The sequence below is a fragment of the Candidatus Moraniibacteriota bacterium genome (assembly GCA_016699425.1).
Classification (GTDB): domain Bacteria; phylum Patescibacteriota; class Minisyncoccia; order Moranbacterales; family UBA1568; genus SSEF01.
Genome location: CP064975.1, coordinates 197,309 through 220,200 on the forward strand (window position 1 = coordinate 197,309; position 22,892 = coordinate 220,200).

Genomic DNA, 22,892 nt, shown 5'->3' on the forward strand with positions numbered 1-22,892 from the left:
AGACTATTCGGCCTCCTTCGTCGCGACCGATGACTCGGTTAGCCAATCGTTCAAGAATCCGTTCAAACTGCTCTGCCAGTTAGCGAGGAAATCGTCGCTTTCAAAGAGTTCGAATGGGAACAGGGAGAGTGGGAACGTCGCGCGGGAGAGATGAAGCTTCTGAAAGAGTACCGAGAACTCAGAAGATGATTTGATGGATTCTTGCGCCGGGTCATGGGCTCCCTCAACTGGCAGGGGGACATCCTCTGGTCCCATCGTCTCGCTGGTAGGTGTCGGAGCAGCAGTTTCGTCCGACACATTCGTTGTTGCCTCGGTTTCTTCGCTTGGTGCGGTGCTGGGATCTTCAGCCGCGCTCTCCTCGATCGGTTCGGCTGGCGTCGTGATGGTGACGAGTGACTGACCCTTTTCCTTCCTCAACAGGGTATCGTCGGCTAAGCTTTTTTCGAACTTATATTTCAGGTGTTGAATGGCTTTGCCATCCGGGGTGCGCAGCTCGACATGGCCACGCTCATTACCAAGGGTGAAGAGCGAGTGCGCGCGGGTGAGCCGTCTCACGGATTTCGGTGGGATGATGAAATCTTCGCGGATCGGGTGATTAGTGATGGATTTCTTCTTGGTTCCCGTCGCGATACTGAAACCTTTTAAATTGATTTCGCGTTTTTCCCGATTCTCGATCTCAATCCACTCTAAATCTGAGTCATTGCCCTTGGGATTCGGCAAGAGAGAAACAATGCGGACTTTCGGCGCGGCATATTTCTCGATCTTGATATCAAACGTCTCTCGCGTCGTATCGATACCGTCATCGGTCGTCAATGTGATCGTGTAGCGTCCGGACTTCACATATTTGTGCGACGTATTTTCTTTGAAACTTTTGTGGCCATCGCCGAAGTCCCAGGTGAATTTCAACTTGTCGCCGTCCGTGTCCTTGCCGCGGGCACGGAATTCGATCGCGAAGTTGCGGTGGCCTTTTTTCGGGACGCGTTCCTTCGTCACTGGATCGGTATTCTCACTATTCGCCGCACCCGGTGTCGGTTTGCGCGCCCCACGGAGTACTCCTGCGACGAGATTGAGGGAGACGCCTTCTTTCGTTTTCTCATACTGTACCCGATGCACGAGCCGCTTCTGGCTGTCGCTGAGTGAGAGCGTTTCGTGGGAATTGTTTAGTGACAAGGAAAACTCTTTGTCTGTGATGACGAGATAACTGAGGGCGGAAAGCGTCGTCCCGTCGGGAAAGACATATTTCCCCGTCGTTGGAGCGTCACGGAGTTCCCAGCCGGAGAGGTCGATAGTTTCCATGCCGGGGTGGTAGAGCTCGATGAATTCGCCCGCGTCACCCTTTTCTTTTGGGTTCGGTAGGACCTCATTGATGAATAACTGATAGAGACTGGGTTTCGTTCCGGTGCCCACGGTTTCATCGGTGACGACAAAGAGCTCACCTCTCGAGTTTGTCGGTGTCAGGCTGATCGTCTTGGACCATGTGAGTGCGACAGGATCACGGACGAAGCTTTCTTTCTCTGCGGGATTGCCAAATTGCGTCGGTGCAAAGGGAAGTGCGTGCCCGGTGCCCCAGGTGAGCGAATCGATGAGCGTATCGTCTTTGTCATACAGCGCGAGGCTGTTGTTGTCCGACAGGCTCGAGCCGGTTGTCGCATCGGCATGGTCCTTATACATACTCGCACTGTTCGCCCAGAGGAAATATCCGTGAGCAGGGATGCTGTCAGTACTGCCAAACGATTTCAGTGAACTACCCGTAGCGGTCATATCGCTGACGCTCTTCCGGCGCAGGCTCCAACCCGACAGATTCACGGCTGTGTCGCTGCTATTGTAGAGTTCGGCGAACTCGTCTGAGGCTTTCGCACCAGCGATCGCTACTTCACTGAGTATCACCGTGGCGAATACCGGAGTCGGAGCGAGGAGGATGATGATGCTAAGGGCGAAGAAATAAGAGCGTACGGACATAACCGGATATGGGTAAAATTTCTGAACGCTCCAGCCTAGCAGATCCGCCAGCAATTTCCAGTCTTGACAAAAAATTTCATTCATAGTTAGATACCAGTCTGCCAACCAACTGGTTTGTGCAGAAAACAGCCCTTCGACAACTTGACTATTAGGAGCAAGAAATGGCCATGTCCAGAAATCAGCTCAACCGTGCTATGAACGGCCTCCGTCCCGGTGATGTGCTCACGAACCTGAACTGCGGTGGCTGCCAGAACCGCCAGATCCTGGTCTTGGCCCGTGCCGGCGATTATCGCTACGACTTCTCGGTCCGTGCCGACGAGGTCAAAATCATTCGCGATTCCAAGGGCCCGTGGCGCTGGGTCGAGCACGAGCAGGTCTTCCGCAACAGCGATGGCCTGGTGCACGACCACATCGGCACCGAGATCGAGGTGCGCGAGGGCGCTGGCTTACGCGAACTGCAGTGGTACCGCGAACTCCCGAGCCCGGGGCTGGTGCGTTTCCACATCGATCCGCGGGGCGCACTCGGTTCCTTCCGGGATCCGTCGACCGAGGCCAAGCTCGAAGCCATCGTCAATCGTTCCGACGACAACGATGGCTTTGCTCGCGACTTGCAGCAAGCCGTCGAACTCATCTTTGCCGGGTCAACGGACGCGGTGGACGAACGCCGTATGCGCTATCTCGTCAGCCTCGTCCACGCTGTCGGGCAAAAGCTCGGCCGCGACCGTCAACCGGGCGCTGAAGACATCCTCATGTCTATCCTCATGGGAGGTGAGGGCTTTGCTGATTTGCTGGGCGCCGCCGGTCGGGCCGAACGTCACCGCGCCGAATCCAATGGCGCTACCCGCCGGTCCGCGTAAACAGGACTAAATAGTCCGGCTGAGTTCATTTGCGTCCATCATTATGGACACTGCGTCACATGGCGACCCCGCCTTGTGACGTTTTTTCTTTTCTTAAGCCAGTCGCTTTCCCTGCCATAAAGACGCATTTGGATGTCTTACCGCGGAATACTTGACAGTAATTGATCGCTTCTATAAGATAGAGAAACCGCTTTAGAAACGGCAAAACATTACTCAACTGTGGAACTCAACGGTAACTAAATACGGATCGATTGAGTAGGGTGTATACCGGCTCAGAACCGGATTTTTTTTTGAAAACAAGCTTGTTCGGAAAGAGAGAGGTTTGGGCTTGCCCCGTACCACACCTGCCGAGGTATGGTTATGAGGCAAAAGTTTTTTCTCGCAGCATCTCTGATCTGTCGTGAGTAACGATAGAAGCCAGGTGTGGTGATGGGGTGAAACTTCCTCCAGGATTCATCTTTCCGCGCAAGAAATCTTAACAATCATTGAAGTCTTTGTGAGTACGCCGAATATTGTGCCGCATGCGCGGGGCTAGGGCGAGTATACTCAAAAGTCAACGTTGTAAGGTCGCTGTATCATGTTTCGTCAAGGGACATGGTATGGCAAGCAATAGAAGAAACGGTGAAGTCTGCGCAAACATTCTTCATCGTCAACTGAAGTGTCCGTGAGTGTTCTAGCAATAGAGCATTGGCGGACATTCAAATGAAAGCAGGTTACCAACGCAGAGTGTGGATGCCTTGACTTATGCAAGCGACGAAGGACGTAGGAGGCTGCGAAAAGCCCCGGGGAGCTGTCAACCAAGCTGTGATCCGAGGATATCCGAATGGGGCAACCCTCTGGTAGCAATACCGGAACGATAGTCTGAATACATAGGGCTACCGAGCAAACCCAGTGAATTGAAACATCTTAGTAGCTGGAGGAAAAGAAATTAATAAAGATTCCGTCAGTAGTGGCGAGCGAACGCGGAAGAGCCTAAACCACCATGTTTACATGAGTGGGGTTGCAGGGCTGATGGACTCGATTGATCGGGGTCCAGTACAATCGTTAGGAGAAGGTTCTGGAAAGGACCACCACAGGGGGTAATAGTCCCGTATCCGAAAACGATTTGTACTTGATGCATCAGTTCCTAAGTAGGGCGGGGCCGGAGAAACCCCGTTTGAATCTGGGAGCACTAACTTCCAAGGCTAAACATTGCATAAGATCGATAGCGAACTAGTACCGTGAGGGAAAGGTGAAAAGCATCCCGAAAGGGAGGTGAAATAGAACTGAAACTCTCTGCTAACAAAGAGTCGGAGCCGTGCCTCAATTCTGTTGAGTACGGAATGACCCGCGTAACCGCTGACCAAACAACACTCAGTTTCAATGACTGAAACTTCATGCATTTCATTGAGGAAAAAACGGCGCGTGTATAGCTCAGTTGGTAGAGCGCTTCCTTGCCAAGGAAGAGGTCACGAGTTCGAGACTCGTTACGCGCTCCACTCTCCCTAGCTAGAGTGGTTATTCCTCGAACGGTGAAGGTACAATGTATCCTCGCCTCCTCAATGAAGTGCATGAATACTTTCGGAATTTGAAATTGATTGTTTGTATTCTTTTGGCGGATAGGTGGCATTCTGTAGTGGATAGAATTGAGGTACGGTGACGGCGTGCTTTTTGCAGCACGATCCAACGAGTTTGTTCTGTACGGTTTGTCTAAGGGATGACGAGTTCCGGAGACATAGTGAAAGCGAGCCTGAATAGGGCGAAATTATAATCGTATGGACAAGACCCGAAGCCGGGCGAGCTACACTTGAGCAGGGTGAAGCGTGGGTAAAACCACGTGGAGGCCCGAACCCACTCGCTGTGCAACACGAGGGGATGACTTGAGTGTAGGGGAGAAATTCCAATCGAGCTCGGCAATAGCTGGTTCTCTCCGAAATAGCTTGAGGGCTAGCGTCCTGTGTATATTTATCCGAGGGGTAGAGCTACTGGATGAGACTCCGCGCGCAAGCGTAGGTGTCTCAACCAAACTCCGAATACTCGAGATAACGAACAGGGCAGTCAGTACTACGGGGCTAAGCTCGTAGCACAAAAGGGAAACAGCCCAGATCGTCAGCTAAGGTCCCTAAATCTATGCTAAGTGGGAAAGGAAGTGGAAACTCTCAGACACTGAGGAGGTTGGCTTAGAAGCAGCCATCCTTTAAAGAGTGCGTAATAGCTCACTCATCTAGAGATTCTGCGCCGACAATGTAACGGGGCTAAGCATAGTACCGAAGCTACGGATTTCGTCGCAAGACGGAGTGGTAGGAGAGCGTCCCATGTGCACCGAAGCGGAAGGGCGACTGACCGTGGAGCGCATGGAAGTGAGAATGTTGGAATGAGTAACCGCAATGTGAGTGAGATCCTCACACATCGAAAGTCCGAGGTTTCCTGGGCCATGGTGATCACCCCAGGGTTAGTCGGTCCTAAGGCGAGGCTGAAAGGCGTAGTCGATGGACATCAGGTTAATATTCCTGAACTAGGGTTTTATTCGAAGGAGTGACGCATCGTTGTATCGTTCGCCCCTTATTGGATTGGGGTCGTGTTTCTGAGGATGTCATGTAGGCAAATCCGCATGGCGCGTATCCGATGGAAATGGGCGTGGTCCCGCTTCGGCGGGACGAAGGGAAGAGAGCACGGTGCCAGGAAAAGCTTCTTAGTTATGTAAAACTCTATCCGTACCGCAAACCGACACAGGTGGACAGGGCGAGTAGCCTAAGATGAACGGGAGAGCATTCGTTAAGGAACTAGGCAAAAAAGCTAGACGTAAGTTCGCAATATGTCTTCCCGGCTTTACATTCAGTTCTTCAGAATCATTGAAGAAGATGAGTCAATCGGGGAAGTCAAGGAGAAATAGGAATTTTTGGAACGAAGGTGGAACATGTGGTGTTGTATGGCTGTCGTCAGCTCCGTGTCGTGAGATGCTGGAGAGCGAGCGCAACCCCTTTGCTAGCTGCTCTTCTGCAATTCGAGAAGCGCGCAGCTGGGACTGCCGGTGACAAACCGGAGGAAGGTGGGGATGACGATCCAGTCCTCGTAGCCCATGAAGTGGCCCGGCGAACGCCGCGCCAGTAACCACAGCCGTGGCCAGCAGCCGCGGTAATCACGGTATTCGTTTCCAATTGGATCAGGCGGAGAGCGCTCCAAGGCAGGGATTAGATACCCCGTGCACGCGCTCACGCCCTCCGTAATTCCTACGTTTCTTTTTCCTTGGTCTTCCCCGACCAATTTCTTCTTCGTGAGGACTGAAGGTTTGAATGTAAAGTCGGGCGCAGCGAAAGTTTTTCAAGCAACTGTTTACCAAAAACACAACTCTCTGCAAACCCGCAAGGGGAAGTATAGGGGGTGACACCTGACCAGTGCTGGAACGTTAACGGGAGCGGTTCACGCCAATCCCCGAAGCGCCAGTGAACGTCGGCGATAACTATAATCGTCCTAAGGTAGCGAAATTCCTTGTCAGGTAAGTTCTGACCCGCATGAAAGGTGTAATGACTTGAAAACTGTCTCAACGAACATCCCGGTGAAATTGCAATGACGGTAAAGATGCCGTCGACCTGCAGCAAGACGAAAAGACCCCATGGAGCTTTACTACAACTTGGTATTGACTTAGAGTTTTTGTTGCCGAGCATAGGTGGGAGACGTTGAAGCGCGGGTTCAGGCCTGCGTGGAGTCAACACTGGAATACCACCCTGCAAGAATTCTAATTCTAACCTGCCACCATAATCTGGTGGGGGGACAGTGCCTGGCGGGTAGTTTGACTGGGGCGGTCGCCTCCTAAAAAGCAACGGAGGCGTTTACAAAGGTAGGCTAGGCCCGGATGGAAATCGGGCCGATAGCGCAAACGCACAAGCCTGCTTTACTGAAAGACTCATCAGTCGATCAGTCACGAAAGTGGAAGTTAGTGAACCGACCATCACTCGTAGGAGTGTGGAAGATCATCAGATAAAAGTTACCCTGGGGATAACAGGCTGATCCTATCCAAGAGTCCATATCGACGATAGGGTTTGGCACCTCGATGTCGGCTCATCGCATCCTGGGGGTGGAGAAGCTCCCAAGGGTTTGGCTGTTCGCCAATTAAAGCGGTACGTGAGCTGGGTTCAAACCGTGAAGCAGCGAAGCTGCTTGACTGAGTAACCAACAATAAACAACCTACAACAGAATTGGAATGCATTTTTGTTGTGAGTAGAAAGTTGTCGGTTGTCGGTTAAAGCATTTAGCTTTTTCACAGTTTGAATCCGAGGTAGAAGACATCAAAGGTATTTTCGTCTTTGAAACAACGATAAGAAATCAATCGCATCACGGCGGTCCTTTCTTTCACTTTACGGTGGAAAAAAGGAACAAGCTGACTCATTTCGGTGGAGTCCGACATCTATCAAAGGTTGTCTGGATAATACCGAGGGAAGTAAAAGTTGTGAGTTTCGTAGAGAGTAATCTCAATGAATTAAGGTAACGTTCGACTGACGTCATGTGCACCATGAGCGTTAGTGTCTCGTAAGAGACTAGGACACATCAAGTCTGTTGTCGGTTAAGTCGTAAAGACTGCGCGCAGCGCCGACAGTAAGTTGATGGACGCAGGGGAAGATCCTGTTGCCTTAATGAGATAAAGTTATGAACCTGAACCGGGTTCATGCTTTCTACGAAATTCATGATGAGTAACACCCGTAGAGACTAAACGTCAGCATGGATAGTGGTGATGATGAAGGGTTTGGAAATTCATCTAATTTCTAACATCTAACATCTATCATCTCTCCATAAGCTATAGTCCAATGCATCGAGCAATCGGTGGTACCATGCGTGAGACAGGTTGGTTTCCTATCTGCTGTAGGCGTTAAGTGACTTGAGAGAACTCTTTCCTAGTACGAGAGGACCGGAAAGAACGAACCTCTGGTGTGCCTGCTGTCCTGCCAAGGGCACCGCAGGGTAGCTATGTTCGGGCAGGATAACCGCTGAAAGCATCTAAGCGGGAAGCCGAGCTCAAGATAAGGTCACGTCCCTCACCAATTTTGTGCAGCGCAAGGCGCAAACAAAAACCTCGTTTAAATCTATTGAGATGACCGTCTCAATAACTGGACGAGAAGTGCATAACGGAAAAGTTATGGCGCAAAATTGGTGAGGGAGGAAGTCCTGGAAGATGACCAGGTTGATAGGTTGCAGGTGTACGCCCTGTGAGGGGTTCAGCCGAGCAATACTAATACGATTCCATACCACTTTCATTTGTATTCAGTTGGCGGTGAAGAGTGCTTGAAAAGCCCTCTCGTCTCCATTGCAGTCTTACAACTTTGCAGCTTCATTTCAAACCAGAGTTTCTGGCCCGCCTCGCGTCGATAAGCAGCGCGAGTCGAGGTGGGTGCCTCTAGCGACCGGGAAACACCCGATACCTTTCTGAACTCGATGTTTGAAAAAATAGTTCTCGGTGCTTCTAGCGAAGTGGAAACACCCGATCCCTTTCCGAACTCGGCAGTTAAGCACTTCAGCGCCGATGGTAGCCTCCGGGCAAGAGTAGGCCAGTGCCGAGAACTATTTTTTCAAAGTCAGCGTCCCGCCAGGGCGGGATAGCCTCCGGGCAAGAGTAGGTCGGCCTGTCCGAAACGCTTCGCGTAGCGATGCGGGCGGGTGCCAGTCTGCCTGCCGGTAGGCAGGGAACCCTGAGTTGAAATGAATCCGATCCTCCACGAAACAGGAATGCTGTGGTGAGGTGGGAGTGGACAGAAGTTTTGCTTGCAGCAGGCAGATCTTAATTGCTTAGGGTCCGGTGAGATTCGACACCAACGGACCAAAGGCCCAGAGTAAGTGCCTGCCCATAATAGCGAAACGGATAGGCCCTCCCCCTCGCCTCTCCAGAGCATTTCTTCACAACACTGAGCCTCATTTCGATGGGGCTTTTGTGTTATAATGGGCTTGATTTCGAATCTTTCCCCATGTTGACCTTCACCCGCGATACCAAGCGTCTGACGATTGTCGTCGTGTATCTCCTCATCTTGCTCCTTATGGGTGCGGGGATATTTTTCATTTTCAAGCCGAAAGCGACCTGCTTTGATAGCGTGCAAAACCAGGACGAACAGGGTGTGGATTGCGGCGGTATCTGCACCAATGCGTGTGTTGCCCGGATCGTGGGCAATGACCTCCTTGTGCGAGAGATTACGTTTATTCCAACCGATCGAGGCCGGTATGATGTTATCGCGCGCGTCTTTAATCCGAACAACGATATCGGCGCGTCGAGTTTCCAATATTCGCTCCTGTTGCGTGATGCAGCGGGCAAAGAGGTTGGTCGGGTGCAGGAGACGAGCTTTATCTTGCCGCAAGAAACGAAAACTTTGCTTGCGTTCAATCTCGAACCGGCGCAAGTCCCGACCAAGGCGGTCGTTGAACTGTCGGATTTCCAATGGGCGCGCCTGCGAGAACACCGGGCCAAGCCGGCCCTCAACATCTATGGTAAGCGCTATGTCGAACATCCGAATGAGGCTGCGTTCGGGGCGGTGATGGGGACACTCGTCAATGAGAGTACCTATGATCTCCGGAAGATCCAAATCAAGGTGGTGCTGCGTGATGCGGCGGGCACACCACTGGCCGCCAATCAGACCGAAATGCAGACAGTCAATGTTGGCCGCGAAATGGATATCATCCTGCCATTCCCACAGTCCTTCGCCGGCACCGTCGCTCAAGTGGATGCTGAGGTAGAAGCGGATATTTTCGATAGCGAAAATTTCATCCAGCGCTATGATGTCCCTGAAGACACTCCCTCGAGGACTCCTGGGGGGCAAGGCCTATGAGGAGTGCCCTCGCTCAACTCGCTCGCACGGATGCAGTCTTGGTATCGGCGGCCTTGCTCCTCACGAGCATCGGACTGCTCGCTCTCTATAGTTTCTCGGAGACCGTGTCGGGCAATGTCTATTTCGGTAAGCAGCTCGCAGTGGCGGTCGTCGGCGTCGGACTAATGTTTTTCATCGGGACGCTTGATTATCGTCATTTTGCGCGGATGAGTACACTTCTGTACTTCGTGACGATCGCGGTTCTCCTTGTTGTGCTCTTCCTCGGAGCTGAGATTCGTGGTACGGTCGGCTGGCTCGCTCTCGGGGGCTTCCAGATCCAGCCAGTGGAATTCGCGAAACTCGTCTTGGTGGTTTTCCTTGCAAGCTTCATCTCGAAGAAACACTCGGAACTCGGTGAGTGGACGAGGCTCATTGCATCACTGTTCCTCTCGGCGCTGCTCATCCTCCTCGTCTTGCGGCAACCCGATCTCGGATCGGGCCTTGTGTTGGCTTTCATCTGGTTATCCATGATCGTCGTCTCGGGTATCCGCTGGAAGCATGTGTTTGTGCTCGGCCTCCTCGGCTTGGCCCTCCTCGGCACGAGCTGGTTTTTCCTCGCGGACTACCAGAAAGCGCGACTCCAGACCTTCCTCGATCCGGAACTTGATCCAAAGGGGAGCGGCTACAATGTCCTCCAGTCGATGGTCGCTGTGGGGTCGGGTGGGCTTTCGGGAAAGGGTATCGGTCATGGATCGCAGTCACAGCTCAATTTCTTACCAGAAAGGCACACTGACTTCATCTTTGCGGTTATTTCAGAGGAACTCGGACTCATTGGGGGTGGGCTGATTCTCTTCCTCTACGGACTCCTGCTCTATCGGATCATGCGGATTGCTCAGGTGGCGCGAGACAATACCGGGTACCTCATCGCGGTGGGGATACTCGCCCTCTTTTTCGTCCATATCCTCATCAATCTGGGTATGAATATGGGGTTTCTACCGGTCACGGGGTTGCCGGCCCCCTTCCTGTCGTATGGTGGGAGTGCTCTGTTAGCGTTTTTCCTGGAATTGGGTCTCCTCCTCTCGGTATACCGCTATCGTGAAGAACGCCCCGACCGTGTAGTCTCACTCGAATATCAAGGCCTCGATTTATAGCCTGACCAAGCCTTATTTCTCATCACGGATTGACTCAGAATCGTATTTCTGATAGCATAGAAAGGCTTTAAAAAGCCTTTTTTGTATTTCTCAATGGAGAAAGACAGTTGGCTAACATGATTTCGACCGCGTATATTCTTTCGCTATGAGAGCATCACTCATCGCTCAGGCTGTGGTTGCTATTCTTCTTACGGTATCAATTCTTCTCCAGAACCGCGGTTCGGGACTGGGGAGTGCCTTCGGGAGTGATTTCGGTGGTTATTACACCAAACGTGGTTTTGAGCGTTTTCTGGTCTATGCGACCATCGGCTTGGCGGTAGCGTTTTTCGTCCTGGCCATGATCAATGTCCGTCTCTCAACGGTTTCTTCTACTGGCCTCTAATCTGTAACCATACGAGTATCTCACCCTTACTCCCTGTATCGTTGCGCCGTCTCGTAGCCTGGAAAGGGATCTACCATGCCCTTTCGACACGAGACCGGATCATTTTTTTTGTTCTCTCGGTAATGGCAACAGGCGCCTTCCTGTTCTGGCTTTGTGCTGGATACCTGGCCCTGACACAATCGGTGCCTGATTTCGGCGGACAGTACATTGAGGGAGTCGCCGCACAGCCGCGCTATATCAACCCGATCCTCTCACAGACGAGTGACGCCGATGCCGATCTTGCTCAACTGCTCTATGCGGGCCTTTTCCGCGACGGTGATACGGGGAATGTCGAAAAGCATATCGCGAGTGATTATCAGGTGTCCGAGGACGGTCGGACGTACACGGTGTTCCTCCGCCCCGGGGTGCGTTTCCACGACGGCGAAGAACTTACCGCGGACGATGTCGTCTTCACCGTCCGCTCGATCCAGGATCCGGCATACAAGAGTCCGCTCCGGGCCAATTGGCAAGGAGTGGAGGCAGCCGCGACCGACCCGTATACCGTTGTTTTCACCCTGAAAAAGCCTTACTTTGGTTTTCTCGAGAACCTCACCGTCGGTATCCTCCCGAAGCATATCTGGGAAGATATCGCTCCAGACAATTTCACCCTTGCGGATTACAACCTATCGCAGCCGATCGGATCGGGACCGTACCAGTTTGATGAGATAGACAAGGATTCGCAAGGGAATATCCTCTCGATCCGGCTCCGATCGAATGCGGAGTATTTTGCCGGGGTGCCCTATATCGATCGGGTGACCTTCCGTTTCTATTCGGATGAAGACAGCCTCATCGCGGCCTATGATCGCCAGGAAGTGATGGGGATGCATTCGGTGAGCTATGAACGAGCCCAAGCGGTGCTCGCCAAAAAGGCCACCCGGCTCTACGAATTTCCGCTCCCTCGATTGTTTGCGGTGTTCCTCAATACGAACAAGAGTGAAGCGCTCGCTTATGATGAGGTGCGTGAGGCATTGGCACTGGCGACAGATCGTCAGCACATCATGGCGGAAGCCCTCCAGGGGCATGGGATCGTGACATCAGGACCCTTCCCGCCGTTTGTTCAGGGGTATGGCGCGGCGGAGATCTCCTTCGATGTTACCCGGGCCAACGCATTGCTCGACGAGCATGGCTGGAAACTCGAGGAAAATGGCATCCGCACGAAGAATGGGATCTCGCTCACGTTTGAATTGGCCGTGCCGGATTGGACTGAGCTCATGCGGACAGCCGATATGCTGAGTGAGGGCTGGCAGGCGATCGGTGTCCGGGCAGAGGTGAAGGTCCTCTCGCAGGCAGATCTCCAGCAGGACATCGTCCGTCCGCGAGAGTATCAGGCACTCCTCTTCGGTCAGGGGAGTATGCTCGATCCGGATCCGTACTCGTTCTGGCATTCGAGTCAGAAGAATGATCCGGGACTGAATCTCGCCTTCTACGAGAACAAGGAAGTTGACGGATTGCTGACCGATGCCCGTGAGATGCTCGACCCGGAGCGACGGCGAGAGACCTTTCAGCGGTTCCAAGCGATCATCGCAAGTGAGCACCCGGCGGTTTTCCTCTACAGTCCGAATTACCTGTATGTCGTTTCGGATGCCGTCCAAGGTATCGAGGTTCATCCGATCAATTTCTCCTCCTCTCGGCTCTCAGATATCACGACTTGGTATATCGAGACAAAGCGAGTGAAGAAATAATTTTAAATCCCTAATCTCTAAACGATTTCCAAGGATACGATTAAAATTCTCAGACTGAAGAATCAAGTTATTGTTTGAGAATTGAAAATGTATCATTGCTAATTGGATGCCCCTATGACACACCCTCTGGATACGAGCAATCTCCGACAGATGATCCTTGATGGCCCTGACCAGCTCCGGGCCGGTTTTGAGATCGCGAAAGACATCCGAGTCGAGGGGAAGTTTCGGTCGATTGAGATTTCTGGTATGGGAGGCTCGGCCTTGCCGGGCAATCTTTTCCGTGTCTACCTCAGCGACCTCGCCCGTCGAAAAAAGGAAATAACCCCCCGGCTCTCTATTTTTCAAAATCGCTTTTATACACTTCCTCATGAGGCCTATGATGAGTGTCTGAATTTCTTCTGTTCTTATTCGGGGAATACCGAGGAAACCATCAGTTCTTTCGAGGAGGCTTTGGCACATGGACTACCCTGCATCGCTCTCTCGGGTGGCGGGAAGATTGAAGCCATGGCTCAGCAGTATGGAGTACCGCATGTGAAGCTCCCTGTTCCGTCAGAAAACTTTCAGCCACGGATGGGGACGGGGTACTTCTTTGGTGCGATGTTCCAAATCCTCGTCAATCAGGGGCTGGTGCCGGATATGACGAGTGAGCTCTTGGACGAAGCAGCCGCGGTCAAGCGGGCACTGGGATCGATCGAAGAACAGGGGAAAGCCTTGGCCTTGAAAATGGCGGGAAAAACGCCGGTCATCTACACTTCGACGAGGTATAAGTCGGTGGCCATGATCTGGAAGATCAAGCTGAATGAGAATGCAAAAACACCCGCCTTCTGGAATTTCTTTCCTGAGTTGAATCACAACGAAATGGTGGGCTGGACTCTGCCGCAGGGTCAGTTCTACGTCCTCATGCTGCGCGACGTGGATGATCACCCGGCGAACCTGAAGCGCTTCGCGGTTACCGCCGACTTGCTCCGGAAGCAGGGGGTCGAAGTTGAAGTCCTTGACATGGATGGGGAAACCGTCTATACTAAGATGTTTCAGAGTATCGCGTTGGGCGACTTTACTTCGTACTATCTTGCCCTTGGATATGGCCAGGACCCCACTCCGGTGGAAATGGTCGAGAAGCTCAAGGGACTCTTGGTAGACTGATTGCGTGAAATAGTCTATGTACAGTGTTATCCTCTGTGGCGGATCCGGTACTCGGCTCTGGCCGCTTTCCCGGAAGAATCATCCGAAACAATTCCTGAAACTCTATAGTGAGCATTCGCTGCTCCAAGAGACTTATCTCCGCATGCGCAAGCTCATGCCGATGGAGCGGATTTGCTTTGTGACCAATCAGGACGGCTTCTCCAACGTGTTGGAACAGATCCATGAGATCGATGCAACCTTCGAGGCAAGTCAGGTTATCATCGAACCGAAGAGTTTGAATACTGCTCCGGCGATGGCCTGTGCGGTTAAATACCTCCAGTCTGAGAAAGGTATTGGGATGGACGAGAAGGTGCTGTTTCTCCCATCTGACCACTATATTGGAAATGTCGAGAGCTATCTCGCGACTCTCAAAACGGCCTTTGATAGCGTCGGGGAGAGCGTCGGGACGATTGGCATTCGAGCACTCACCCCCGAGACTGGGTATGGCTACATCAAGATTGGAGTGCCGGAGGATAGTCACTTCCACGTCGTTCAGTTCTGTGAGAAGCCCGACAAGGCGGTCGCCATGGAGTATGTGCAATCGGGTGAATATGTTTGGAATTCGGGGATGTACCTCATGAGTATCGAGACCTTCATCCGGGAGGTACAACAGCATGCTCCGGAAATCGCGGCTGGCATGACAGGGACGTGGGGCTCATTCGTCGAAGGCTTCGATAATTTGCCCTCCATCTCGTTCGATTATGCAGTTTCGGAAAAATCATCCTCGGTCATCGCCTTTGAAGGTGATTTCGGGTGGAGTGATATCGGATCATTTGACTCCTTGGCAGAGATCTCGGGCGGGACACGCGCTGAAACCCGACATATCGGTATTGATTCGGACAATGTCTTTGTCCATAGTGCGAGCGATCGACTCGTCGCGACTATCGGTGTCGACAATCTGGCTATCATCGAGACTCCGGACAGCATCCTCGTCTGCCGTCGTGGACGGACAGAAGAGGTGCGGAAAATCGTCGAGACACTCAAGACGAGTGGCGCCCGCGAGATCGAATACACGCATGATGAGGACAAGTGTTGTTAGTAGTCTGGAAAATGCTGTGCTGATTGGGAATAGTCGCGTTGTGTGCTACTATGATACGGATTGTGACTCTTCATTCAGGATTTCAGGTAGTACCGTAACGGATCGAGATCAGTTCCCTCGGGGCCAGGGTTCCTGGTAGGCAGAGGGGTTCTTCAATACAATATTTAGGTGTCGCCTCTTCGAACAGAAGGACGAAAGAGGCCGAGATGGCGGAATTGGTAGACGCACTAGCTTCAGGTGCTAGCGCTCGCAAGAGCATGGAGGTTCGAGTCCTCTTCTCGGCACAGAAAAGGGTGCTCTCGTGAAAACGAAAGCCACCAAAACTTTTACAGAGTTTTTGCCCGCCTCGGGCGGGTGCACTTTTCAGTAATAATTTATTATCCTTTTAATTTGACAGCGGAAGACGTTTGTCTTCTCGTTGTCTCACTCATGCACTATGCAAGAGAAGCATCATGACAAGCCATTGGGTTTGTCCAGTAGTCCGGCACCGATCGGCGCGTATGAGGGCATCGTCGCCCAGCGCCAGAATCCGCGCCGGCCAAAGCAGTCGCAGAAGCGATTTACTCGCCCGGCGGGACCGCGTCCTGAACGGACCGGTTCCACCTCGGTACCGGGTACATCGGCTGAGCCCAAACGGGCTAATCCGCGCGAAGGTGGCAAAGGCCGTCCGCAAGGTGGCGGAGGCAAGCATGGCGGCAAACGCGGTTTCGGCACCCAGCCGATCGTGCGCAATGTGAACGCCCGGAAGACCGGTGCGCCAGATGTCCCAGCGATCGAAGCTGGCAAACTCCGCATCATCCCGATTGGCGGCCAAGAAGAAGTCGGTCGCAACATGACGGTATTCGAATACGGTGAAGATATCATCATCATCGACATGGGTTTGCAATTCCCCGAGGAAGACATGCCGGGTATCGACTATATCGTACCGAACGTCTCCTACCTCCGTGGTAAGGAAAAGAATATCCGTGGAGTGCTCTTCACTCACGGCCACCTCGATCACATCGGTGCCGCGCCGATCCTTCTGAAACAGCTCAATTACCCGACTATCATCGGCCGTGACTTCACTCTCGCCCTCATCCAGCGCAAGTGTGAAGACGAAGAGAAGGGCTCGGCCAAGAAACTCAAAGCGATCCGAGTGAAATCGCTCACCGATCGGATCAAGCTCGGCATTTTCGAGATCCGCTTCTTTGAAGTCGAGCACTCGATCATGGACGCGATGGGTATCGCCATCGTCACACCGAATGGCTCGATCATCCACATGGGGGATTGGACGATCACGAACGATCCGATGGATTCGGCGGCGCCCGAAGTCAATTACAATCATCTCGAGGAATTGCCGCAGCCGACCTTCCTTATGCTGGAGAGTCTCGGTGCTCTGAAAAAGGGTCTGCCGCCATCAGAGACGGAAGTCCACACTAATCTCCAGAACCTCATCAAGAGCGCACCGGGGCGAATTATCATCGGCACGTTTGCTTCGCAGATTCGCCGGGTCGCCTACCTTATCGAGTATGCCGAACGGCAGGGCAAGCGGGTCGCGCTCGAAGGCTACAGTATGAAGGTGAATATCGAAGTCGCTCAAGAACTCGGCTACTTGAAGGTGAAGAAGGAAACGTTGGTGCCCGTCGCAGATATCCACAAAGTGCCGAACAATCAGATCGTCGTCATCTGTACGGGCGCGCAGGGTGAACAGAACGCGGCGCTCTCGCGGATCGTCACGGACAATCATCGTTTCATCAAACTGGAGAAATCCGACACCATCGTTTTCTCATCGTCCGTTATCCCGGGCAATGAACGCTCCATCCAGCGACTGAAGGACAATCTCTACCGCAAGTGTGACAACGTGGTCCATTCGGACATCATGGAGATCCATATCGGTGGCCACGGCACTATCTGGGAGATCGAAGAGATCCTCCGTCAGGTGAAGGCCACCTATGTCTTGCCTGTCTATGCGAATCACTACTTTCTCAAGGAAGCCGCCCGGATCGCCTTCCGTCTCGGTTACCCGGAGAAAAATGTCTTCGTCCTCGACAATGGCGGCGTGCTCGAAGTCCCGAAATCAGGCGACGGTATGCCGAGTATCCGCAAGGAGAAAGCCGATGCGAGCTATGTCTTCGTCGACGGACTCGGTGTCGGGGACATCGGCCACGTCGTTCTCCGTGATCGCCAGATGCTGGCCCAAGACGGGATGCTCGCGGTGACGGTCGTCATCGACAGTCGGTCCAAGAAGGTGCTCGGCAATATCCAGATCACCTCACGCGGCTTCATCCATGTGAAGGAGAACTTCGACCTGGTGAACGAAGCGAAACGCAAGGTCCAGGATATCATCAAGAAGAATACCTCGAAGGACACCTCGCTCGATTGGGAATTGGTCCGCAATCAGATCCGCGAACAGATCGGTCAGTTCCTCTTCCAGAAGACGGAACGCCGACCGATGGTCTTGCCAGTAGTGGTCGAAGTGTAAACGAGAATCAAGAATCCGGAATCTTGAATCAAGAGAAAGCGGCCCGTGAAAAGGCTGCTTTTTTGATATCCAGAGGCAGTGATAGCTCCTCGGGACAAGGGGGAGGGTTGCCATTCTCGCCATCTCTTGCTATACCAGTAAGTCGGTGGTATCAGTCGGCCATCGGTTTTTGGTCTTTAACAGAAGAAAGTTCCGCCGGGTATCTCACTCGGCATTCCGCAATCGATGTCTATAGGGCATCGCAACGAAAAGGAGCAGCAAATGGGCAAGAAGTCGATGCACGGTATCTCTCGCATGGACAATGATTCGAATCGGACGCATGGGTGGCTTGTCACGATTCAACGACGAGGGGAGATCTATCGAATGCTTTTCAGTGACAAGAAACAAGGCGGGAAGAAGAAAGCGCTTACTGTCGCCAAAGCCTTCCGGGATGCGATCATCGCGGAGTATCCGCTGTTCTCGAAGCAGGAGCATGCCAATCTCAAGAAGCGCAGCAATCAATCTGGTATCGTCGGTGTCTGTCGTGTGGTGGCTTTTGAGACGAAGACCCTGCCACCCGAGAAACAGCGCTGGAATTGGGTCGCGGCCTGGCCACTGCCGGATGGGCGGCGGAAGCGGGTGAAGTTCTCGGTTCAGAAGTTCGGAGAGGAACAGGCGCGTGCGTTGGCCATCAGAGCACGCGAGGAAGGTCTGAAGGCCCTCGAAGGGGATTTCGACCCGCACCGTGAACGCGTTCGCCGTGCTCGACTGCGTCAGAAGTGAAGGGTCGATCGAGTTCGAGTCAGGCCGTGGAGGTATTTATCTCTGCGGCCGATTTTTTTCTGTGCTACAATGTATCCATTCTAACTCTTTTTGGCTATGCAAAGACTTTTTTCGGGCATTCAGCCTTCCGGCAATCTGCATCTCGGCAATTACCTGGGGGCCATCAAACAGTGGCTCGCGTTGCAGGACGAATACGAGGCGATTTTCTGCGTGGTGGATATGCATGCCATCACCGTGCCGCAGGATCCCTCGGAACTAAGGAAGAAGACGATCGAGATCGCCAAGATCTATCTGGCCGCCGGCATCGACCCGAAGAAGTCGACCCTCTTCATCCAATCACAGATTTCGGGTCATGCGCAGCTCGCGTGGGTACTGAATACGATTACACAGAATGGTGATCTGATGCGGATGACTCAGTTTAAAAGTAAGTCTGGAGTTGATCTAGATAGGTTTCAAGAATTTTTTGATACTCTTTTCAAGGACAGAGAAGCGCTTGAAGAAGGAGCTGAAAATTATAAGAAATCGCTGGCTTCTCATAAGTCTACATTAAGCAAAAGAAGCAATTCTGAGGGAGATAAAGACTTGGATATCATGGATCAGGTCCTGCTCTTGTCTAAGGAAATTTATAAGGATGGCGCGATGAATACCTTCAATGCTTTTAAGGAAGGATTTCAGGGCATGGTTAAAGAACCGTTTAACTCTATTGGCGTCGGTCTCTTTGACTACCCCGTGCTTATGGCGGCGGATATCTTGCTCTATGACGCGGCAGTGGTACCGGTCGGAGAGGATCAAAAGCAGCATGTGGAATTGACCCGCGATCTGGCGCAGCGGTTTAATTCACGCTTTGGCGAGACCTTCGTGGTGCCCGAACCGCTCATCCAGCGCGAGGGCGCCCGTATCATGGGGTTCGATGACCCGACGAAAAAGATGTCGAAATCAGCTGCGAGCGAATACAACTCTATCGCACTCAGTGATGATGCCGATACGATCCGGAAGAAAATTAAGAAAGCCGTGACGGACTCGGGTAGCGAAATCGTCTACCGCGACGACAAGCCGGCCCTCAAAAACCTCATCAATATCTATACGTTGCTGTCGGGAAAGAAAGTCGACGAGGTTGAAGCGATGTATGTCGGCCGTGGCTACGGTGATTTCAAGGCGGGCCTGGCCGAAGTGATCGTAGATTTTCTTGTACCGTTTCAGGCTCGGCTCGCGGCGATCTCGGACGAGGCTGTGCTGGAAATACTGGCAGCGGGTCGTGAGAAAGCCAAAGCATTGGCGGTAGCGAAGATGCGTCAGGTGCACGAGCGAGTCGGTTTTATTCCGTACTAGCACCGAGTCAGATAATATAGCAGGTTTCTCGTCGTCGGATTCTTGACAGCAGAAAAGAACAGCGGTATCTTCATAATATATGGTTATTTGTGAGGACGAGGTGTTCTTTTGTGGCAGGGGTGCGAGATCCTACGACGGTGGGATGGCCAGCTCGCCTTCTCCCAAGCCCTGGCAAGGGTGATGCCTGGGAGCCTGCCGCCATGAGAACATCTCGCAACAAAGAACCCGCTCTCCAATTCTGGAGGCGGGTTTTCCCGTTGTGGGGCGTGAAGTTTGTGCCACGAGAGCCGTATTCTACGCTTCTACGCAGGAAACGTGACGTATTTTCTGAGCCACTCACCCAGGCCGAGTTCCTCGAATCCTGACTCATAACGGGCATGTTGGAAGAGGGCTTGCATCTCGCTGAGCTTTTCTTGGTTGAACTCAGAGACTTCTTCGGTCATAGGTGTCGGCGTGACGGTCATCGGAGATATGCCACTGGCCGGGACTCGACGGTGTTTCTCGATGTACGCCATGAGTCCTTGGAGTGTGGGGAGCCCGGCTAGGGGATAGTCTTTGACGAGAGCGCCGTCGCACACCCCATCGAGGGGGATGGGGATGTTGTGATCGAGGAGGCGTCGAACCAGGGCTTGCTTCTCTTTGAGATGACGCTTCGCCTGTGCTTGTTGGCTGGTCGCCTCAAACCACCAGAACCGGGCCATCATGGCATAGCCGCGCGTCAGTCCATGAGCGATGTTCAGGCAATCCCACCTGCGCTTTTTCTTCATCTGCAGCTCTCCTTGGTGGAGAAGTGTCTCGGTCACCCTGGAGGCATCGTCTCGGCCGAACATTCCCGGCGGACCACCTTCGAAGGTGTTGAGAGCAGTGATGTAGAAATCCAGAGCGAACCGATACGCGGGGAAGTGGGCGCGGCACCATTGGCCGATGATGCGTGATATTTTCTGCACGGCTGAGATCCTTTCGAATGAGTTGATAATGAACCGCTGAGCCAGAAAAAAACCACGCCTTTCGGGGTGGTCAGACCACGGTGGTCTCAAGTATTCGCTTGTTTTTCGTGTGGCTCATTGTGAACCAGTATACTCGCCTCCGAAAAATCTGGCAAGTTACCCCCGGATGATTGCGAGGAGCTCATCGCGCTTTTCGATCATATGTGCCTCGGTGTCGGCTTCCATCGTGAGCCGAAGTAAGGGCTCGGTGTTGGACGGGCGGACATTGAACCACCAGTCGGGGTATTCGATTTTCAGTCCGTCGAGGTCATGCTGTTTACCATCAGCGTACTTTTCTCGGAGTCGCATGAGGACGGCGTCTTTGTCCTCGACCTCACTATTGATCTCGCCCGAGTGGACGTACCGGCGGAGCTCGCCCACAAGCTCGGAAAGCGTCCGACCCGTCTCAGCCATCAGGTTCAAGAGGTGGATGGCGACGAGGGTCGAGGCCTCGGCATAAGAGTTTTCGACAAAGTAGTAGTGGCCCGAGAGTTCGCCCGCAAAGATGGCACCATCATCACGCATCTGGCGTTTGATGAACGCATGACCGACACGACATTCGATGGCCCGGCCGCCCTTGGACTCGATGGCTTCTTTCACGGCGCGTGATGAACGCAGGTCGTACAGGATGGTCGCGCCGGGGTTTTTCTCCAGGACGATCTGCGCCACGAGCCCCGTGATCAGGTCCATCGGGATGACGACACCGTGCTCATCCACGAAGCCGATGCGGTCGGCATCGCCGTCGTAGGCGATCCCCATATCGGCGCCTTTTTCCTTCACCAGCGCGCACAGCTCGTCGAGGGTTTCGGTTTTGAGCGGGTTGGCTTCATGGGCCGAAAAAGGCTGGGACAGGTCGTTGTACAGGTTGTAGATGGTGAGGTTGTCTTTGAAGGCGTCATAGATGGGGAGCTCGACGATGCCCATCGCATTGGCTGTATCGATGGCGAGCGTGAAGCGCCGGTCGCCAAGTTTGCCAAAGGACGCAAAGAACGCATAGTAGGCAGGACGAATGTCTTCTTCGGTCAGCGTGCCGCGGGTCGTGCTTTCGGGAAAATTGTTGGCAAGGACCAGGTCACGGATGTCGGAGAGACCGGTTTTCTCACCGACCGGGATGGCGCCTTTCAAATCAACCTTGATGCCATTGTATTCTGGGGGATTGTGCGAGGCGGTGATAGCGACGGCCAGGTCGACATCGAGCCGGCCCGCCGCGAAGTGCACCATGGGTGTCGTGACGACACCGAGGTCGACGACGTCCCCACCCTGGTCCATGACGCCCCGAGTGAAGGCTTCAAAGAGGGCAGGGGAGGAAGCACGGACGTCGCGGCCGACGGCGATTTTCGTTGCTTGGAAATGCACGATGAGCGCGCGGCCGATACGGTAGGCGGTTTCATCATCGATGTCAGGCCCGTACACACCGCGGATATCGTACGCTTTGAAGATGCCAGGATTCATAGCGAAAAAATCGATGAAAATTATTGCTTGCAGTATATCATGCGGTCGCGAGAGGAAAAGGGCAGTGTGTCCTAGCTAAGTAAGCCAGTACGGTCGAAATAGTGTGCATCCGGACCGATTTGTTCTGACCCGACGTGGGCGGGGCATCGGCCCTTGACAGATTTTCTGGATGTGCTAGGATGTCTCGAACTGCCAGTTTGTTGCGAGGCCGACTCCCGAAGTGGGATAAAAGCCTGCTTCGGCAGTTTGCACAGCCCTTTGACAAGAAACGGGACCGCACTTCAGTGCCGGCCCACCTTTGCTAGGGGTTGTTTTTTTTGTATCACAACCTGAAAGGAAAGAGCATGAAAAAGCAAATGAAGGTCGCCGCGTTGGTCATCGCCATCGGCTTCGGCGGTATCGCCCAGGCGGCCGAGTCCGGGCTGAACGGCTACATTGGCGGTTTCGCCAATGGTAGCGGCAGTGTCGGGTTCTCCGGCCAGTTCCAGGGTGCCGCCGGCACCAACTCGTGGATCGGCCAGACGGGCGTGAACGTATCGGGCTCGATCGACGGAAGCGGCTTCGGCAGGGGGGTAGATTTGTTCGGCACCAGCCAAGCAGCATCGATCGCGCAGATCAACCGTGGCGGAGCCTTCACGAGTGCGTCGTCCAGGACGTCCAGCTCGGTAACGGTCGAAGGCCCCGGGTCGGGCAACACCAATAGCAATTCGGCCACCGGCGGGAACGCCCAGTTTCGCTGGTAAAGGTCGGCAAGCAGTACCGGTGCCGGGACAACACATCGTCCCGGTCCGGGCAACAAGCAAGACAAAAGGGTTCGAGGAAGAAGTTATTCCCCGGGCCCTTTTCA

Annotated in this window: 14 protein-coding genes, 1 tRNA gene, 2 rRNA genes and 1 other annotated feature; of the genes, 14 read left to right on the forward strand and 3 right to left on the reverse strand. The window is 53.3% G+C overall.

What is annotated here, in order from left to right:
- Window positions 1-3: 3 nt before the first annotated feature.
- Window positions 4-1,959, reverse strand: coding sequence for a lamin tail domain-containing protein (locus tag IPJ68_00970; GenBank protein ID QQR78836.1), 1,956 nt, complete (start codon window positions 1,957-1,959; stop codon window positions 4-6).
- 194 nt (window positions 1,960-2,153) lie between these two features.
- Here IPJ68_00970 and IPJ68_00975 point away from each other — a divergent pair, with 194 nt between their 5' ends.
- The 13 genes from IPJ68_00975 to trpS all read left to right on the forward strand — a co-directional run bounded on the left by IPJ68_00975 (window position 2,154) and on the right by trpS (window position 19,607).
- Complete coding sequence (locus IPJ68_00975; protein ID QQR78837.1) at window positions 2,154-2,816, forward strand: hypothetical protein; 663 nt, start codon at window positions 2,154-2,156, stop codon at window positions 2,814-2,816.
- 702 nt (window positions 2,817-3,518) lie between these two features.
- A 23S ribosomal RNA gene (locus tag IPJ68_00980) occupies window positions 3,519-8,047 on the forward strand.
- Window positions 5,717-5,874 (forward strand) — a sequence feature (16S ribosomal RNA rRNA prediction is too short). (Overlaps the previous rRNA gene by 158 nt.)
- Before the next feature lie 193 nt (window positions 8,048-8,240).
- Window positions 8,241-8,347 (forward strand): 5S ribosomal RNA (gene rrf, locus IPJ68_00985).
- A gap of 402 nt (window positions 8,348-8,749) precedes the next feature.
- On the forward strand, window positions 8,750-9,601 hold the full coding sequence (locus IPJ68_00990) for a hypothetical protein (GenBank protein ID QQR78838.1): 852 nt from the start codon (window positions 8,750-8,752) through the stop codon (window positions 9,599-9,601).
- Window positions 9,598-10,731: a rod shape-determining protein RodA gene (gene rodA / locus IPJ68_00995; GenBank protein QQR78839.1), complete on the forward strand. Its 1,134-nt coding sequence runs from the start codon at window positions 9,598-9,600 to the stop codon at window positions 10,729-10,731. Before IPJ68_00990 ends, rodA begins: the two co-directional genes overlap by 4 nt.
- Window positions 10,732-10,876: 145 nt before the next feature.
- Window positions 10,877-11,113: a preprotein translocase subunit SecG gene (secG, locus tag IPJ68_01000; protein QQR78840.1), complete on the forward strand. Its 237-nt coding sequence runs from the start codon at window positions 10,877-10,879 to the stop codon at window positions 11,111-11,113.
- A 122-nt stretch (window positions 11,114-11,235) separates the two neighbouring features.
- Complete coding sequence (locus IPJ68_01005; protein QQR78841.1) at window positions 11,236-12,834, forward strand: hypothetical protein; 1,599 nt, start codon at window positions 11,236-11,238, stop codon at window positions 12,832-12,834.
- A 114-nt stretch (window positions 12,835-12,948) separates the two neighbouring features.
- Entirely contained in the window at window positions 12,949-13,977 is a 1,029-nt protein-coding gene (locus IPJ68_01010; protein QQR78842.1) for a bifunctional phosphoglucose/phosphomannose isomerase, read from the forward strand.
- Between the two features lie 16 nt (window positions 13,978-13,993).
- Window positions 13,994-15,055, forward strand: coding sequence for a mannose-1-phosphate guanylyltransferase (locus IPJ68_01015; GenBank protein QQR78843.1), 1,062 nt, complete (start codon window positions 13,994-13,996; stop codon window positions 15,053-15,055).
- Between the two features lie 200 nt (window positions 15,056-15,255).
- Window positions 15,256-15,339, forward strand: a tRNA-Leu gene (locus IPJ68_01020).
- Window positions 15,340-15,491: 152 nt separating this feature from the next.
- On the forward strand, window positions 15,492-17,516 hold the full coding sequence (locus tag IPJ68_01025; protein QQR78844.1) for a ribonuclease J: 2,025 nt from the start codon (window positions 15,492-15,494) through the stop codon (window positions 17,514-17,516).
- 261 nt (window positions 17,517-17,777) lie between these two features.
- Window positions 17,778-18,278 carry an AP2 domain-containing protein gene (locus tag IPJ68_01030; protein ID QQR79233.1) on the forward strand — a complete coding sequence of 167 codons (501 nt, stop codon included), beginning with the start codon at window positions 17,778-17,780 and terminating at the stop codon, window positions 18,276-18,278.
- A 96-nt stretch (window positions 18,279-18,374) separates the two neighbouring features.
- A complete protein-coding gene (gene trpS, locus IPJ68_01035; protein QQR78845.1) occupies window positions 18,375-19,607 on the forward strand; it encodes a tryptophan--tRNA ligase in 1,233 nt (410 codons plus the stop codon).
- Window positions 19,608-19,909: 302 nt separating this feature from the next.
- Here trpS and IPJ68_01040 read toward each other — a convergent pair whose 3' ends face one another.
- Both IPJ68_01040 and IPJ68_01045 read right to left on the reverse strand, forming a co-directional pair.
- A complete protein-coding gene (locus IPJ68_01040; protein ID QQR78846.1) occupies window positions 19,910-20,554 on the reverse strand; it encodes a hypothetical protein in 645 nt (214 codons plus the stop codon).
- A 156-nt stretch (window positions 20,555-20,710) separates the two neighbouring features.
- A complete protein-coding gene (locus IPJ68_01045; protein QQR78847.1) occupies window positions 20,711-22,045 on the reverse strand; it encodes a phosphomannomutase/phosphoglucomutase in 1,335 nt (444 codons plus the stop codon).
- A 344-nt stretch (window positions 22,046-22,389) separates the two neighbouring features.
- Here IPJ68_01045 and IPJ68_01050 point away from each other — a divergent pair, with 344 nt between their 5' ends.
- Entirely contained in the window at window positions 22,390-22,788 is a 399-nt protein-coding gene (locus IPJ68_01050) for a hypothetical protein (GenBank protein ID QQR78848.1), read from the forward strand.
- Window positions 22,789-22,892 lie beyond the last annotated feature (104 nt).

Excerpts from the sequence above, each read along its gene's own strand:
- IPJ68_00970 (QQR78836.1), bottom strand. The coding sequence starts at position 1,959 with ATGTCCGTACGCTCTTATTTCTTCGCCCTTAGCATCATCATCCTCCTC.
- IPJ68_00975 (QQR78837.1), top strand. The coding sequence starts at position 2,154 with ATGAACGGCCTCCGTCCCGGTGATGTGCTCACGAACCTGAACTGCGGT.
- IPJ68_00990 (QQR78838.1), top strand. The coding sequence starts at position 8,750 with ATGTTGACCTTCACCCGCGATACCAAGCGTCTGACGATTGTCGTCGTG.
- rodA (QQR78839.1), top strand. The coding sequence starts at position 9,598 with ATGAGGAGTGCCCTCGCTCAACTCGCTCGCACGGATGCAGTCTTGGTA.
- secG (QQR78840.1), top strand. The coding sequence starts at position 10,877 with ATGAGAGCATCACTCATCGCTCAGGCTGTGGTTGCTATTCTTCTTACG.
- IPJ68_01005 (QQR78841.1), top strand. The coding sequence starts at position 11,236 with ATGGCAACAGGCGCCTTCCTGTTCTGGCTTTGTGCTGGATACCTGGCC.
- IPJ68_01010 (QQR78842.1), top strand. The coding sequence starts at position 12,949 with ATGACACACCCTCTGGATACGAGCAATCTCCGACAGATGATCCTTGAT.
- IPJ68_01015 (QQR78843.1), top strand. The coding sequence starts at position 13,994 with ATGTACAGTGTTATCCTCTGTGGCGGATCCGGTACTCGGCTCTGGCCG.
- IPJ68_01025 (QQR78844.1), top strand. The coding sequence starts at position 15,492 with ATGCAAGAGAAGCATCATGACAAGCCATTGGGTTTGTCCAGTAGTCCG.
- IPJ68_01030 (QQR79233.1), top strand. The coding sequence starts at position 17,778 with ATGGGCAAGAAGTCGATGCACGGTATCTCTCGCATGGACAATGATTCG.
- trpS (QQR78845.1), top strand. The coding sequence starts at position 18,375 with ATGCAAAGACTTTTTTCGGGCATTCAGCCTTCCGGCAATCTGCATCTC.
- IPJ68_01045 (QQR78847.1), bottom strand. The coding sequence starts at position 22,045 with ATGAATCCTGGCATCTTCAAAGCGTACGATATCCGCGGTGTGTACGGG.
- IPJ68_01050 (QQR78848.1), top strand. The coding sequence starts at position 22,390 with ATGAAAAAGCAAATGAAGGTCGCCGCGTTGGTCATCGCCATCGGCTTC.